General features: G+C 64.6%; 13 protein-coding genes. 6 read left to right on the forward strand and 7 right to left on the reverse strand.

Annotated features, from left to right (window positions below; genetic code table 11):
• The first annotated feature begins 6 nt into the window (after positions 1-6).
• Together KR767_RS01855 and tilS are read left to right on the forward strand one after the other, a co-directional pair.
• Positions 7-750, forward strand: coding sequence for an NYN domain-containing protein (locus KR767_RS01855; protein WP_166951345.1), 744 nt, complete (start codon positions 7-9; stop codon positions 748-750).
• On the forward strand, positions 747-2,045 hold the full coding sequence (tilS, locus tag KR767_RS01860; RefSeq protein WP_250877931.1) for a tRNA lysidine(34) synthetase TilS: 1,299 nt from the start codon (positions 747-749) through the stop codon (positions 2,043-2,045). The genes KR767_RS01855 and tilS overlap by 4 nt, the downstream gene beginning before the upstream one ends.
• A gap of 4 nt (positions 2,046-2,049) precedes the next feature.
• On the opposite strand, the gene KR767_RS01865 is transcribed toward tilS, so the two are convergent.
• Both KR767_RS01865 and KR767_RS01870 read right to left on the reverse strand, forming a co-directional pair.
• Entirely contained in the window at positions 2,050-2,484 is a 435-nt protein-coding gene (locus tag KR767_RS01865; RefSeq protein ID WP_250877932.1) for a cupin domain-containing protein, read from the reverse strand.
• A gap of 112 nt (positions 2,485-2,596) precedes the next feature.
• Positions 2,597-3,235: a hypothetical protein gene (locus tag KR767_RS01870; protein ID WP_250877933.1), complete on the reverse strand. Its 639-nt coding sequence runs from the start codon at positions 3,233-3,235 to the stop codon at positions 2,597-2,599.
• 203 nt (positions 3,236-3,438) lie between these two features.
• Here KR767_RS01870 and KR767_RS01875 point away from each other — a divergent pair, with 203 nt between their 5' ends.
• Positions 3,439-3,699 carry an exodeoxyribonuclease VII small subunit gene (locus KR767_RS01875; RefSeq protein ID WP_250877934.1) on the forward strand — a complete coding sequence of 87 codons (261 nt, stop codon included), beginning with the start codon at positions 3,439-3,441 and terminating at the stop codon, positions 3,697-3,699.
• The gene (locus tag KR767_RS01880; RefSeq protein WP_250877935.1) at positions 3,680-4,582 is read left to right on the forward strand and encodes a polyprenyl synthetase family protein; all 903 of its coding nucleotides are present in this window, start codon (positions 3,680-3,682) and stop codon (positions 4,580-4,582) included. The genes KR767_RS01875 and KR767_RS01880 overlap by 20 nt, the downstream gene beginning before the upstream one ends.
• 18 nt (positions 4,583-4,600) lie before the next feature.
• Here the strand turns inward: KR767_RS01880 and KR767_RS01885 are convergent, their stop codons facing one another.
• Together KR767_RS01885 and pmbA are read right to left on the reverse strand one after the other, a co-directional pair.
• On the reverse strand, positions 4,601-4,996 hold the full coding sequence (locus tag KR767_RS01885; RefSeq protein ID WP_166951329.1) for a DUF4870 domain-containing protein: 396 nt from the start codon (positions 4,994-4,996) through the stop codon (positions 4,601-4,603).
• 87 nt (positions 4,997-5,083) lie between these two features.
• Positions 5,084-6,433 (reverse strand): metalloprotease PmbA, encoded by a 1,350-nt coding sequence (gene pmbA, locus KR767_RS01890; RefSeq protein ID WP_250877936.1) that lies wholly within the window; start codon positions 6,431-6,433, stop codon positions 5,084-5,086.
• A 118-nt stretch (positions 6,434-6,551) separates the two neighbouring features.
• On the opposite strand from pmbA, the gene KR767_RS01895 reads away from it, so the two are divergent.
• Together KR767_RS01895 and yjgA are read left to right on the forward strand one after the other, a co-directional pair.
• Positions 6,552-6,797, forward strand: a complete 246-nt coding sequence (locus tag KR767_RS01895) for a DUF1653 domain-containing protein (RefSeq protein ID WP_250877937.1) — start codon at positions 6,552-6,554, stop codon at positions 6,795-6,797.
• Complete coding sequence (yjgA, locus tag KR767_RS01900) at positions 6,794-7,327, forward strand: ribosome biogenesis factor YjgA (protein WP_250877938.1); 534 nt, start codon at positions 6,794-6,796, stop codon at positions 7,325-7,327. Before KR767_RS01895 ends, yjgA begins: the two co-directional genes overlap by 4 nt.
• Positions 7,328-7,920: 593 nt before the next feature.
• On the opposite strand, the gene KR767_RS01905 is transcribed toward yjgA, so the two are convergent.
• From KR767_RS01905 to KR767_RS01915, 3 genes are all read right to left on the reverse strand, one after another.
• On the reverse strand, positions 7,921-8,211 hold the full coding sequence (locus tag KR767_RS01905; protein WP_250877939.1) for a hypothetical protein: 291 nt from the start codon (positions 8,209-8,211) through the stop codon (positions 7,921-7,923).
• Complete coding sequence (locus tag KR767_RS01910) at positions 8,208-8,444, reverse strand: hypothetical protein (RefSeq protein ID WP_250877940.1); 237 nt, start codon at positions 8,442-8,444, stop codon at positions 8,208-8,210. Before KR767_RS01910 ends, KR767_RS01905 begins: the two co-directional genes overlap by 4 nt.
• A 192-nt stretch (positions 8,445-8,636) precedes the next feature.
• Positions 8,637-15,833, reverse strand: a complete 7,197-nt coding sequence (locus KR767_RS01915) for a beta-1,3-glucanase family protein (RefSeq protein WP_250877941.1) — start codon at positions 15,831-15,833, stop codon at positions 8,637-8,639.
• Between the last annotated feature and the right edge of the window lie 242 nt (positions 15,834-16,075).

Below are 16,075 nucleotides of genomic sequence, written 5' to 3' on the forward strand. Positions count from 1 at the left end.
CGCCCCATGGCCAACGACATCACCGACAAGCTGGCCGTCCTCATCGACGCCGACAATGCACGCCCGGCGATCGTCGATGGCCTGCTCTCGGAGGTCGCCAAGTACGGCACGGCGCACGTCAAGCGCATCTACGGCGACTGGACCGGGCCCAACCTCAACGGCTGGAAAAGCAGCCTGCTGGATCACTCCATCCAGCCGATCCAGCAGTTCGCCTACACCTCCGGCAAGAACGCGACAGACTCGGCCATGATCATCGATGCCATGGACCTGCTGTATTCCGAGCGGTTCGACGGCTTCTGCATCGTCTCCAGCGACAGCGACTTCACCCGCCTGGCGTCGCGTATCCGCGAGGCGGGGCTCATGGTCTATGGCTTTGGCGAGACCAAGACACCCAAGCCCTTCGTTTCGGCATGCGACAAATTCGTCTACACCGAAGTGCTGGTCGGCACCGAGCAGGACGAAGGCGAGGCCATGCCGCCGCCGCGTTCGGCCAATGAATTGCGCGGCGACTCTCGCCTGATGAACCTGCTGCGTAACGCCATCGCCGCGGCGTCTGACGAGCACGGCTGGGCCGCACTGGGCGGCGTGGGCAGCATCCTCAGCAAGCGCACCCCCGACTTCGATTCGCGCAACTATGGCTATGCCAAGCTGAGCGGCCTGATCAACGGCATCGGCGTCTTCGATGTGGAAGAACGTCAGTTCGGCAATGCCAAGCATCTCTACGTACGACTTCGCAGCAAGGGCAAATGAGCGACACGCTTTCCTCGCATCTCATCGCCGCGCTCGACGGTCATCCCGACGCAAACCTGGTCGTCGGCTACAGCGGTGGCCCCGATTCCACCGCCCTGCTCCACGCGCTGGCAACGCTGCCCTCGCGACCACGGCTGAGGGCGGTGCACATCGATCACGGACTGCACGCCGACAGCGGCCTGTGGGCCGCACACTGCCGGCGGTTTTGCGAATCGCTGGATGTGCCGCTCGCCGTGGCGCGGGTGGCCGTGGACCTGACCACCGGACACGGCATGGAGGCGGCCGCGCGACATGCGCGCAGGGCCGCCTTCATCGCAGAGATGAGGCCTGGCGAACGCCTTGTGCTCGCCCATCACCGCGACGATCAGGTGGAAACCGTCCTGCTCAAACTGCTGCGCGGCGCGGGCCCGGAAGGCCTCGGTGGCATGCGTGAGCTGCGCGCCCTTGGTGCCGGCGAACAGTGGCGCCCCCTGCTGGACCTGCCGAGGGAAGCGCTGCTGGCCCATGTCGCCACGCACGGGCTGGACGCCGTGCATGACCCCTCCAACGACAACCCGCGCGTGGCGCGCGCGTATCTGCGCTCTACCGTGATGCCGGCCCTGGCGCCGCTGTGGCCGCAGGCGGCGCGCAGCATCGTGCACAGTGCCCGTCTCTGCCGCGAAGCCGCCGACTCGCTACAGGAAACCTGGGCGACGGCTCTCGCCTCGCTGAAAGCCAGCGACGGCAGCCTGGACGCCGCCGGCTGGCTGGCGCTGCACCCGGCCCACCGGGCACCCGCCCTGGATAGCTGGCTGCACGACTCAGGCCTGGAGGCGCCCACCAGTGCGCAACGCGAGGCGCTTGAACGGCAGGTCGGGCAGGCTTCCGCCGAACGCCTGCCCGTCGTGGGCTGGCAGGACACCGAGGTACGCATGTGGCGGGGCCGTTTGTGGGCAATGCGCCGCCCCCGTGCCTTCGATGCCACCTGGAAAGCCCACTGGCGGGGTGAGCCGCTGGATCTACCTGGGGGGGGCACGTTGACCCTTGCGGGCCGTCTGCCCCGGCCGCTCACGGTCCGCTACCGGGAAGGCGGGGAAACCCTGCGTCCGGCGGGCGATCCACACACCCGCGAATTGCGTGACCTGTTCCAGCGCGGCAACGTACCGCCATGGGACCGTCCGCGCATGCCGATCATCGTCGACGATGACGGTCGCATCGTCGCGATTGCCGACCGATGGATCACCGCCGAAGGGGCCACGTTGTTCGACGGCATCGGCAGCCGCCCCGTCTGGTACCGGGGCGGCACGTTGCCCTGAGTGCTCAATACTCGGGCTTCTGGCCTTTCTCGGCGACGAACGTTGGCGTGCCCGCCGTTCCTGAATAAGTGACGATCAGCTCCACCGGCTGGTCGCCGGTGACACCGCGATGCACCGCGCCCACGGACTCGGTAAACGCCTGCCCCGCCGCGTAGGTCTGTTTCTTGCCGCTGTCCCGGTCCTCGATCGTGATCTGGCCGGAAAGCACGTAGCCGGCATTGGGAATGGGATGGGTGTGCCACGGCAACGCCGTGTGCGCGGGGATGTGAAATTTAAGCACCGTCAGCTCGGGGCGGCCGGACGGGTAGGCCGTATAGGGAATACCGTTCCAGGACTGGTCGCTTTTCACCAGCACATCGACCTTCGCGGAACGGGTCGTCTCGGCATGCGCCGCAAAGCCAAGCGGCAACACCGACAACATCAGCAGGATCTTCTTCATTCGCATACGTCCACCAGGGTCGGAAATCCTCGATCCGAGGATAGGACTGCCCCATCGGAGCTGCTAGGACATTTGTGTCACGGCACGGGCAAGCCCGCGCCGTGACAGCGGTTCAGAAACGCTCGCGAAGGACCAGCGACACATCGTCGATAAAGGCCACCGAGGAAGATTCATCGTCATCCTCCCGTTCGAACTCGATCACGATGTAGGCATCTTCTGGCAAATCACGGCGGGGGACGATCGACTCCATGTCCTCCCATACCTGACCCGCAGACACGGAGCCTTCAACGACCCGCCCCAGGCGCTTGCCGGTTTCATCCACCAGCAGGATCCGGTAGCCGACATGGACGGGCGCCGCTTCGCTTGACCTCAGGCGAAACCGCATGGCGTAGGTAGCCTCCTTGCCAGCCACGTATGCCTGATTCAAAGGCAGTCGCGTGGTCTGGGAAAGCCGCGAGCCCGCTTCCTCCAGGACGGCGACGAACGATCCGCCGTCGTATGAGCGCGGAAACGGCAGTGACGAACCATCCTTCGACCAGCCGTGGTCTGCATGCAGCTCGAAACCCGGATTGACCAGGGACACGACGCACGCATCGGGATTCGAAGCCACAGACCACGCGGCCGGGCACGCGGGAAGGCCCGCCGGATCGGAGCGACGACCGGCCACCGCATCGGCGGGTGACAGGCTGGCAAGGGCGATGGCCACACCGGCCATCGCGCAACAGAACGGGGGACGTTTTCCTGATGTCATGATGATTCCTTTCATCGTTGGAGGGGACGGGCCCAGGCAAGGATCCCGCCATCGGCATTCCAGCACGCCACAACGCATCATGGACACGCCCGTGACACGAAGGGACATAGTCCTACGTTATCAACCACCTATACCTACAAAACCGCGCCTCATACAACGACGCCTCATTGATCACAAAGGCCATGTGAGCTAGTTTTAGCGGCATGCCGAAGTCCCCTGCCCCGCCTGCGCCCGTGTCGTCCATTGCCGAGTTCGAGCATTCGCTCGACGAGCTCGAGCAACTGGTCACGCGCATGGAAGGTGGCGAACTCAGCCTCGACGAGTCGCTGAAGTCGTTCGAGCGCGGTATCGGCCTCTACCGGCAATGCCAGACGGCGCTGGAACAGGCCGAACTGCGCGTGCGCCTGCTGCTCGACCCCGAATCCCCCGACAGCGCCACGCCCTTTGAATCCCGTCCCGAATGAGCTGCCGGCGCCCTTGAAGGCGCTGGTCGGCCGGGCTGACGACGCGCTTGCGCGCGCCCTCCCCGGCGAAGACCTTCCCCCCGTCGAACTGCACCGCGCGATGCGCTATGCCGGCCTTGGCCCGGGCAAACGCCTGCGTCCGCTGCTGGTCTATGCCGCCGGCCATGCGCTGGGCTGCGACGGCCCCATCCTCGATGCACCGGCCTGTGCCGTCGAAATCATCCACGCCTACTCGCTCGTCCACGACGACCTGCCGGCGATGGACGACGATGACCTGCGCCGTGGCCGCCCCACCTGCCACATCGTGTACGGCGAAGCCATGGCGATCCTGGCCGGCGATGCACTGCAGGCGCTCGCGTTCGAGATTCTCGCCGTATCGCCCGAGGGCGACGACATCTCGGCCCGGCTGGCCATGATGCGCACGCTGGGCACTGCCTGCGGTGCGGAAGGCATGGCCGGCGGCCAGGCCTTCGACCTGGCCGGCGTGGGCCGCAGACTGGAGCTGGCCGAACTGGAGCGGATGCACGCCTACAAGACCGGCGCGCTGATCCGGGCCTCGGTGAAGCTCGGCGCACTGGCGGCGGGCTGCAAGGACAACGAGATACTGGAACGGCTGGAACGCTACGGCCACGCCGTAGGCCTGGCCTTCCAGGTGCGCGACGACATCCTCGATATCGAGGGCGAATCCGAAGTCATCGGCAAGACGGCCGGCAAGGATGCGGCGGCCGACAAACCCACCTTCCCGTCCATCATCGGCATGGACGCATCACGCGCCCGACTTACCGAGCTGACCGAAACGGCACTGGATGCCATCGCCCCGCTGGGCGAGCGCGGCGAATGGCTCGCCGCACTGGCACGTTATACGGCAAGCCGGGGCCACTGAGCCCCGGCTTGCCCGGCCTCAGCTGACGAGGCGCAGGGCGAACGGGTAGCGATAGCTGCCGTTGGAACTGACCTTCACTGCGGCGATGATGCAGAAGATCAGGTTCGCCAGCCACAGCAGTGGCGACAGGATGGCGCCGATCAGCAGGAAGGTAAGCACCCAGCAGATCATGAAGCCGATGAGCACCGTGATCTGGAAATTCAGCGCTTCCTTGGCCTCGGCCACGAGATAGGTCTTGTCGCTGCGATCCTTGTGGATCAACCACACGATGAGCGGCACGATGATGCTGAAGATGATGCCCGACAGGTGCGTCAGCATGGCGAGGTTCTTGTCGTCATTGCTGGTGACCGGCGGCGGAGGGGCCGGATCGTACGGAGGCGGCGACGGCGGGTACTGATCGGACGGCGTACTCATGATCGTAAGCTCCCTGGGCGATGTCGCAAGTACTGTCGATCCCGCCCACGGGAGCTGTCAAGCCGACTTCCGGCACCCGGCCGAAGGTCACTCTCCGGCAATGGTCATCTTTTCGACGAGCCAGGAACCGGTAAGCACATGGGATCGATGATCCACGTCGGCGCCGATGGCCACCAGGTTGGCGAACATGTCGCGCAGGTTGGCCGCGATGGTGATTTCTTCCACCGGGTAGGCGATCTGGCCGTTTTCCACCCAGAAACCCGACGCACCACGGGAGTAGTCGCCCGTGATGATGGACACGCCCTGCCCCATCACCTCGGTCACCAGCAGGCCCGTGCCCAGGCGGCGCAGCATGCCGGTGAAGTCGTCGTCGCCGGTTTTCACGAAGAGATTGTGGATGCCACCTGCATTGCCGGTGCTGGTGAGGCCCAGCTTGCGTGCCGAATAGCTGCCGAGCACGTAGCGTTCGAGTACGCCATCGACCACCAGCGGGGATTCTGCCGTGGCAACGCCTTCACCGTCGAACACCGAGGAACCCAGGCCACGCGGAATGAGCGGCTTTTCGTCGATGCGGAACCACGACGGCAGGATCTGCTTGCCTACATGATCGAGCAGGAAACTGGAACGGCGGTACAGCGAACCGCCGCTGACGGCACCGAGCAGGTGCCCGATCAGGGAACGGGATACTTCCGGCGCGAACAGCACCGGCGACTGCCGCGTGCTGAGGCGACGCGCGCCCAGGCGCGACAGCGTGCGTTCCGCAGCCTTGCGGCCCAGCGAGGCCGGGTCCATGAAGCTACGGGCATCACGGACCGTGTCGTACCAGTAGTCGCGCTGCATGGTGTCGTCGTCGCCCGCGATCAGGGCCACCGACAGCGAATGCCGGGTGCCACGCTCACGGCCGAGGAAGCCATGGGAGTTGGCGTAGACCGACACGCTCTGCCCTGCGTTGACGCTGGAACCGTCGGAATTGGTGATGCCGTCGACCGCCCGGCCGCCCTCCTCGATCTCACGCCCCAGCGCGATGGCACCATCGACGTCGATGTCCCAGGGATGCCAGAGGTCGAGATCCGGGAACACCGTGGCCATGCGGTCGGCGTCGGCGAGGCCCGCGGCCGGGTCTTCCTCGGTAAACCGGGCGATGGCGCAGGCCTGGTCGATCGTGGCCTGGATGGAGTCCGGATTCAGGTCGGCCGTGCTGGCCGAGCCCTTGCGCTGGCCGAAATACACGGTAAGCGAGAAGCCGCGATCCCGCGTGTGCTCTACAGTCTCGACCTCGCCCAGGCGGACGTTCACGTTCAGGCCCACGTCGATGCTGGCCGACACCTCGGCCTGGCTGGCGCCTGCGGCACGGGCCCGGCGGATGGTGTCCTCGGCCAGACTGGCGAGGCGGTCGAGGTCGTGATGGCTGCTATCGAGGGTGGAAACGTGGCTCACGTGGGCTTCCCGGGGGCTCATGGTTACAATATCGGGTCATGCGGACCCACCCCCGTCGAAATGGGGGCGCGCCGCCCGATCAAAAGCAATGCACCGCCCATGGTGCCATGGAAACCGTATGAGCATCCGTGTCGGCTACTACCGTCACTTCAAGGGCATGCCTTATCGCGTGCTTGGCGTGGCCCGCCACAGCGAGACAATGGAAGAACACGTCGTCTACCAGGCGCTGTACGGCGATCACGGCCTATGGGTGCGCCCGGCCGCGATGTTCGCCGAAACGGTGGAACATGATGGCCGCGTACAACCCCGTTTCGCCTTCGAGCGCGACGCCGACAACGTGATTCCGCAGGAGACCCAGGCATGAGGCCTTTCGACGAACGCCCCTCGCAGGACGACGAGGAAGACTACGGCCCGAGCCGCAGCGAACGCCGCCGCAATGCGCTGGACATCCTGAAGCTCGCGCAGCAGCTGGTCGAGTTGCCGCCGAGCCGCATTCCGAAGCTCAACCTTCCGGAAGACATCATCGACGAGATCGGCCGCACGCGTAAGGTCACCTCGCACATCGCCCGCAAGCGACAGATGGCCTTCCTCGCCAAGCAGATGCGCCGTCATGGCGACGAAGCCTTCGTGGACGCCCGCGCCGCCCTCGGCGAGGACCGCGACCGCCAGCGCCAGGAAGCCGCGTACATGCACCGCCTCGAAGCCGCACGCGAGCGCATCATGGAAGGCGGCGATACCGCGCTGGGCGAACTGTTCGATCGCCATCCGGAACTGGATCGCCAGCACCTGCGCTCGCTCGTACGCCAGGCGCGCGCAGAACGCGAGGCCAACAAGCCCCTGCACGCCTTCCGCGAAATCTACCGCATCCTGAAAGACCTGGAAGCCACCGAGTAACCCCCGTCACCGTTGTAGGAGCGCGCCTGCGCGCGACCATTTGAAACGGGGCGCTCCGTAGCAAAACCAAGCTGCCTACCGAAGGGGTGGGAGCTGCTCGCATCGGCGATGCGTGTGCTCCGTAGAAACGTCGGCCTTTGTGGGTTTCCGCTCCGTAGCAAGGGCTCGCCTATCGGCCTCGCGCTCGGCGCCTGTGGCGTGGCGGCGAACGAGGCGACGGGGGCGGCCCTTGTCGCGCCGGCCTGCGGTGTCCCTCGGGAAAGGAGGAGCCGCTGCGCGGCTCAGTGTTTTGATGGCTTACGCCCCTTCGGGCACGGGGAGCGGGCGGGGTTTCCTGACTCGACATCCTGTCTCGGCAGGAAAGGCCGGCCTTCCTGGCCGGCCCCGCTACGCGGCCTTATCCGCCCGCTCCCCTCACCTCCATCAAGTCGCGCCAAGGGCCGCCCCCGCCGCCTCTCCCGATCTCACGGTGATCTTGTAGGAGCGCGCCTGCGCGCGACCGATTGTCGCGAAAACCATCATCGCTTCGATTCAACCGGTCGCGCGCAAGGCGCGCTCCTACAGGGATACGGTGTCGTCGGGTGCATCGCTTCCTATCGCGACATTCCCCAAAGCCAGACCGCGCCCAGCGACGCGCCCACCAATCGCGCATTCGCCGCTTCAAACATCACGCCCGGCCATACCTCCCGCGGCAGCAAACACCTATGCGCCGCCATATTCCCCACGGCGAAGGATCCGGCAATAAACGCCACAAAAGCCAACACCGAAAACATCCGCGCCCCCGTCGCCAGCGAACACCTCTGGCCATAGCTGCTCATGTAGACAAGCAGGTTCACCACCAGCAACACCAGCGCCACACCCACTTCCCACAGCCCCACGATCACTTCGCGCCTCCCAGCGCACGCACCTCGTCCCACATGCGCCGCACGTTCGCCTGCTTGGTACATTGCAGGCCCATGCGATACAGCACGTTGACGCCGGACATCGCCCGGGCGACACCGCGTTGATTCGGCAACTCGGTTTCCGGCATGTATTCGGTCAACACCGACTGCATCGCCTCGGCATACGCTTGCCACGCCATCGCATCGGCTTTGACGCCGATCGATTCGATATCCATCGTGCGACACGCATCGCCTGTAGGAGCGTGCTTGCGCGCGACCGGTTGAATCGAAACGATGATGGTTTTCGCGACAACCGGTCGCGCGCAGGCGCGCTCCTACAAGTTGCGCGGTTGGATGCAACGTGAAATCGCACGAAAAAGGGCGGTGGATTGCTCCACCGCCCTTTTCGTTTTTACCGCATCAGAACCTTACCAGCCGATTCCGAACTCGAGGTGTTCCGGCTTGCCGTCGATGAGCGACGAGCTGTGGTCGGAGACATCGTCGTAGGAGAAGCCGTAGGCCTTGCCGTCGATGCTGTGAGCGTGCCAAAAGCGCGAGTAGTAGTTCGACGGAGCCTGCAGGTAATACTGGCTGTCGTCTTTCCACGTCGTCACATCCTGCACCACGTGGCGGTTGAACGCGCCACACAGCTGTGCTTCGAGCTGGCCTTCCACGCCCCACGGATCGTGGGAGTTGGCGAGGTTGCCCTTGCCTTCGAGCACATCCTGCGTGGTCGGCTTGCTGACATTGAACAGCATGCCTTCCGGTTCGTCCTGCTCGTGGAACGTGGCCCAATTGGTGTGCTGGAACGTCAGCACGCCATCCACCACGACACCTTCGAACTCCTTCTGGCCGATGGTCATCTTCAGCGTGTGGTTTTCGTAGTACTGCCACATCGCATCGACATACGCATCGTAGTAATGGGCCTGCGGCTTGTTGTAGTCGAACGCATCCTTGCCCGGGGCGAGGATACGAACGGTGTCCGGACCGAGGTTGGCGATCTGGAACTCCGCAGGCACTTCCTTGTTGTACTCGGTGAAGATCTGGTCACGGGTTTCCGTGATGCCGGCCTTCTGGTGGTTCGTCTTGCCATCGCCATACAGGTCGAGGGTAAGCGGGATCGAGAACTGGTCGACCTGGGTCGTGTTGATCCAGATGCCGTTGTCGCCCCACGTGAACTCGTACCAGTCGTAGCGGATGTCGAGGTTCGGGTCCGTGGCGTTGAGCGGATTGGGACCCGCGAAGCCCAGGACGCCGTCGGCACCCAGCACGTTCTTCATGTACAGCGGTTCGCCCAGAGAGATGAAGATGCGGCCCGAGAACAGCGGCGGCAGCTTCAGCAGCTTGGCCTGCTTCAGCGTGAACGCGTAGTTCGGGAACGTATCGCCATTCTTGGTGAGGTGGCCCGGGCCGGTGTTGTCCGCGATGTTCATCGGAACAATCGTGCCGTCCGGCTTCACCCACGAGAACACACCGTTGTTGGCCGGATCTTTCGCGATCACTTCCACGAAGATCTGGTCGTCCGTCCACTTACCGTTGGTCTTGTTCAGCAGCGACGCGCCGATGAAGCCCGGATACACGTCGTAGTTGAAGCCCTGCGACGGATCGTTGTTGCCACCCTGCGGCGGCGGGGGCGGCGGAGGCGGAGGTGGCGTGGTGCTGCCGTCGTCCGGACCATAGACTTCCATTTCCCACAGCGAGTAGCCGTACTGGGTGCTACGGGTGATGCCGCGCATGCGAACGTAGCGTGCGGACACCGCAGCGAAGGTACGCGTTTCCACGCCACCGGTGCTGGTCGGGTTCTCGTCCACCTTGTTCCATGCCTGACCATCGATCGACACTTCGATCACGTAGTCGTTGGCATGTGCGTTTTCCCAGCTCAGCACGACCTTGTTGACGCTCTTGACCGCGCCGAGGTCGACGCTGATCCACTGGTCGTTCGTGAAGCCCGACGACCAGCGCGTGCCGGTGTCACCGTCGTTGACGTTGGCTGCCTTGAAGGCCACCGGGTTCTCGACGTCCGAAGCCGTGACCGGCTGGTGGAGGGCGAGGTTGACGTTGCCCTGCGGCGGCGTCGGGGCCTGCGGCGGGATGGCCGCATTCACCGTCAGCGTGGCGGGGTTGCTGTTCACGGAACGACCGGCGTTGTCGGTGACCACGACATCGTAGTTACCGGCATCGGCGGTGGCCGGGGTGAAGCTGAGCGTGGCCTGCGTGGCACCCTGGACCGGGGCACCGTTGTGACGCCACTGGTAGGACACCGTGCCGTTGGCCTGGACGCCGACCGTGAAGGTCACCGGCTGGCCCGCCGTCACCACGGCCGACTGCGGCTGGCCGACGATCTTCGGCAGCGGTGCGGCATACACCTCGAACTCCCACAGCGAGACACCGTACTGGCTGCTCTTCGCGGTGCTGTGCATGCGGACGTAACGTGCCGTCTGCGCAGCGAAGTCACGACGCTCCACGCCACCCAGACCGGCGTACGGCTGGCTGCTGACCGACTGCCATGCATTGCCGTCGTTGGACACTTCGATCGTGTACTGGGTCGAGTAGGCATTCTCCCAGCGCAGGATCACGTGGTCGAAGATCTGCTGCGAGCCCAGGTCGAGGGCAATCCATGCTTCCGGCTGGAACTTGGAACTCCAGCGGGTGGTGAAGTCACCATCGACCGCACCGGCCGGCGCGAGATAACCATCGTTCTCGTTGCCGTTGGACGTGGCCGTCGCATGGAGGGCGATGTTGGTGCCACCCTGCCCGTCACCCGGCGTACCGGTGCCCGGCTGGTTCGGGTTGCCCGGCTGGTTCGGCTGGTTCGGCGTGGTGCCGAAGACCGGGTCCACACCGTTGGTCGAGTTGTCGACCGTGAGCACGGCATCGCTGCTGACCGAGGTCAGGCCCTGCGCGCTCGTCACCTTGACGCGGAAACGTGCACCGTTGTCGGCTGCTGCAAGCGCCGTCGTCGTATACGTGCCGTCCGAGGTGCTGGACAGGAACGTTTCGACGTCATGGCCGTCGGCACCCTGGGTCACGCGGTACCAGTCGTAGGCAAACGGAGCCACGCCCGTCGCCACGGCCACGAACTTCGCCGCACGCGTCGCACCCACCGTCTGGCTGGCCGGCTGCGTTGCGATGCCCGGGGCGATGGCCTTGTTACCCAGCACGCAGAGCACGTGGCCCGGGTTGTTCTCGGCGACCACGCGATTGACCACGCCCTGCGACGTCACCTGGTAGGCGAAGGTGGCATCGGTCGGGTCCTGGCCGTCCGTCCAGGTCGTCCATGCACCCGGGAACGCCGCGGTCGAGGCATTCTGGCCACTGATGGCCAGCGCTTCGTCACGGGTCGGCAGACGCATGTTGTCCTTGGCGCACTCACCGGCGGCGACCGACTGGGTGAACTGCGCGCCCTGGTCGGTGAAGCCACGCTGGATGCGATCCCAAGTCAGGCCGCTGAGCGTATCGGTCACGTCGGTGGTCGGCTGACCATCGAGCTTGCCCGGCACGAGCTGGTAACGATCACCGGTGTTGCAGCAACCGGCCGAGTTGTAAACCTCGAACTCGTAGATCGAATAGCCGTAGTCGGTGGCACGCGTAACGCCCTGCATGCGGACGTAGCGACCCTTGACCGGCTGCGGGAAGGTCATGTCTTCCACGCCGCCCAGGCTGTTCGTGATTTCAGGCAATGCATCCTGGAAACCCGAGTCCGGGGAATCGGAGTACTGCACCTTGTAGTCGGACGCGTGGGCATTTTCCCACTTGATCACGACACGGTTGAACACGCGGGACGACCCCAGGTCCACCGTCAGCGACGCACCGTTGTCGCCAATCTTGGAGCCCCAGCGGGTGGTGCCGTCGCCATCCACGGCCTGCCAGGAGGCGGTGCCGTTCGGGTTTTCGACTTCCGTGGAGGTGGTCGGCTTCTGGCGGGCCAGGTTCGCACCCGGCGGAGCCAGCGTGAGCTTGGCCGAGATGGTGGCCGCGGCGGCATCGCCCAGCACGTTGGTGACGGTTACCGAGTAGGTGCCGACGTCGTTCTGGGTGACACCGTTGACGGTCAGCGTGGGCTGGTCGTCGCCGATGGCCTGGCCGTTGTGCGACCACTTGTAGTGGAACGGCGAAGTGCCGGTCACCAGCGACGTGACGTCGAAGGTGGCAGGCTGACCCGGATTGGCGCGAACGTCGGGCAGCGTACCGGTGAAGGCCGGCGGACGTGCCGGATTGACGGTGAGCTGCGCTTCCTTCGAACCCATCTGGCTGCCGAAGTTGCTGACCACGACGGAGTACGTGCTGCCGCTGTCGGAGACATTCAGCACGGGCGTGTCGTAGGTCAGGCCATTGGCATCCGGAATCACCTGGTCGTTCTTCATCCACTGATACTTCAGCGTGGGCGAACCCGACGCACGCACCGTGAAATGAGCCGTCTGACCCTGGTCGACGTTAGCCGGCGCCGGGTCTTGCGTGATGGTCACCTGCTGGAAGGCCGAGACCGATAGCGTAGCCTGCGTCGATTCCTGGTCCGGACCCTGACCATGCACCACGACGGTGTACTTCGCGTTGTTGTCGCCCAGCACCGTGGCAGGCGTGGTGTAGCTCGCCTGGTTCGCACCCTGGATTTCAACGCCGTTCTTCTTCCAGGTGAAGGTCAGCGGCGGAGCGCCGGAGGCCGTCACGGAGAAGTGGCCTACATCGCCCACGGTGACGCTGTCGTCGTTCGGCTGCGCGATGATCGACGGCGGACCGGAGACCGACGGGGCCTGCGGCACGGGTGCGATGTTGAACGACACCGAACCCGGCTTGAGGCCGGCTGCGGTGGCCGTCACCTGCACGGTACCGGTGGTGAACTTCGAACGCAGTGCGATCTTCTGCAAGCCACCTTCGAACTGCAGCTCGTGCGAGCCCGGCGCATGGTAGTAATGCATCGGTTCGGCGATGCCACCATTCGGATCGGGCACTTCACCCGCGCTGTAGTCGACGTAGGCCTGCGTACCGCCCTGGTAGGTCACCAGCGAGTCACCACTGGTGACGTCGAAGTTCACCTTCTGCGTAGCATCAGGCACCAGGTGGTTCTGCGCATCGAGCACACGGGCCACGATGAACGCCGCGTCGGAGCCGTTGGCAGTGACCTGGAACACGGTGCCGTCCGGCTTGCGGATGGGGTCCGTGGTGTTGACCACCTGCAGATCGATGTGATCGGCGGTGCCGGCGGTGTACAGGATGTCCTGCACCGGGTTGCCGTTGCTGTCGGTGCGGACCACGCCACCGTCGATGCACTGGGCCACGGCCTTGCCGGACTGCCAGGTCACATTCCAGTGAACCTGACCCGGGAGCTTCGTGGTCTGCTCAGCCGTGCTGACGCCCACGATCTTGCCGGTGTTTTCGTCCACGGCACCGTTTTCGGCGTCGTACGAAGCGGTGTCGATGGAATCCCAGCGGTTCGGCACCTGGTCGGTGCCCTGCGGCACATCGTTGATCAACAGGCGCACGGCCGGGCAGTTGCTGAACGCATCCACCTTGATATCGCCACTGCGATTCCAGGTGTTGGCCAGCTTCACCATCGGCTTGACGCTGTACGGCATCCACACGGATTCGTAGATGTAATAAAGCATGCGCGGGAAGCGGTTCGCGTCGGTCATCGACGCGTTGTTGCCGCGCGAGTTGTGACGGAAGGCCTTCACCGGCGTGCCATCCGGATGCTTCACGATGTTGCCGTTCGCATCCAGCTGGTAGACCCAGTGCGTGGCATCTTCCAGGCCATCGACCTGTTCGATCACTTCACCCGGCGTATCGGCGTAGTACCACTGCGCCATGCCAAAGGTATTCACCGCACGCGCCTGCGAGAACGGCACGAGGTAGTTCAGGGCAAAGGCCAGCTCGGTGTCGTATGCACTGCGCGAACCACCCGGACCCCAGTACTCGGCACCCCAGGCGGGTTTGTTCGGGAAGTCGACCTGGTGCAGGTGGGTTTCGCAACCGGCCTTCGAGCAGCTGAGGATGTCGCCGTTCTGGTCGTTCGGTGTACGGTCGGCGGCAGCGCGGGGGCTGACGTTGTCCCACTTGCGGGCAAGGGCGCGCAGTTCCTGTGCGAACGGCGTATCCATCTGGCCGTTGTCGTGTTCCCACGCAACGATCGACGGGTGGCTGCGATCGCGGATCACGATGTCACGATGGACCTCGCGCTTGATCGTCCACATGTCCTTGCACTGCTGGTAATCCTTGTCCGACGGATTGCACACGTTCGCAAAACCGTTCTCGCCGTCGCCGCTGGGCTGGACGATGAACACGCCCAGGGCATCGGCCGCATCGACGAATTCAGGACTGGACGGCGAATGGCCCGGACGCCAAAGGTTGCCGCCCATCGCGGCCATGTCCTTGAGGTCGCGCCACTGCTGTTCCTCGGGCACCGACGAACCCAGGGCCGGGTAGTCGTAACGGCCGGAACCGCCCACGAGATACTGCTTCTTGCCGTTGACGTAGGGAAAATCCTTGTCCCAGGTGATCATGCGGATACCCAGCGTACTCTGCTTGGCATCCACCACCTGGCCGTCGATGCTGACGGTATGGATCACGTGGTAGAGATACGGCTTGCCGTCGGGGCTGCCGTTCGGGAACCACAGCGTGGGATCGGACACCGTCAGCGTCTGGTCGAAGATCGGCGTGGCGTTGTCGTTCTGCGGCTGGGTGGGTGCCAGCGTCTTGTCCTGCTGGTCGCGTGCCACTTCCACGCCGTTGGCGTCGACGATCTGGGTGATCAGCGTCACCGTCTTCGCCACGCCCGACTCATTGGCGACATTGGTCTGTACGCGAATGGTCGCCGAGGAATGGTCGGCGCTCAGCGCCTGCGTGGCGACGTAGGTACCCCAGGTGTTCTGGCCGGCGTAGACGTTCTCGGGAATGTGCACGAGGTTCGTCACGTGCAGCTTTACCGGACGGAAGATGCCCGCCTCGGACTGGCCGAAGCGGAACGCACCGGAGAAGCCCGGGTCCTCGAAGAATCCGCCACCCGAACGACCCACCTTGACGGCGAGCACGTCGGTGCCATCGAACTTCATGTACTGGATGACCGAAGGCGAGGTCAGGTCGACGATGTGCGGCAGGAAGCCGATCACATGGGTCGCCTGCGCGTCCGGCTGGCCCGGCTGGTTGAGCACGCCGGTACCCGGGATGAAGTGTCCGTTGATGTACACACGGTCGCCCGTATGCGCACCTTCGAATTCCACCATGACCTTCTTGCCGCGCCACTGGGCGGAATTCGACAGCGTCGTGCGATACCAGCTGGTCTCGCCGTCCAGGCTGCCCTGGCCGCCGCCGGACTCCTGGTTGATGAAGGTGGTGAAATCGTTGGCCGCGTGGGGCAGGCCCACGGTGAGCCACTTGCTGTCGTCGTAGTTGACGGCCGCACCATCATCCCCGTTGGGGAGCGGTGCGTAGACGTTGGGATCGTTCGGATTGACGATCCACTGCTTGGTGTACTTCCAAGGCTGGGCGCCGAGGTTGATGTCCTGGCGATCCGATGGCGCCACGGTCACGGCCTGCGCCGTGACCGTTACACCAAGGAGCGCAGTGGCGATGAAGGCCGCAAGCCTCCTGCGCCCCATGCTTCCTGGTGGTGCTACGGGATGACTCTTCATTGGGTGGTTCCCCTGGTTGAAGTCGCTGTCGGACAGCGCTTCCCCATCGCGCACGACGTGAAAAGCCGGCGATCCTTCCGCCGGCTTCCTTCGTCTTGCTCGTGGGTGGATCAACCAAGCCCTGGCTAACGGGCTGTACGAGCCCCGGCGTCGCTACCGGTTTGGACGTCCATACGCTGTCTTCACGCAGGATCATCCACGCAAGAAATGATCGTCACAATACAAATTGCCAGAAAATACGA

This window comes from Luteibacter anthropi (genome assembly GCF_023699965.1).
Classification (GTDB): Bacteria; Pseudomonadota; Gammaproteobacteria; order Xanthomonadales; family Rhodanobacteraceae; genus Luteibacter; species Luteibacter anthropi.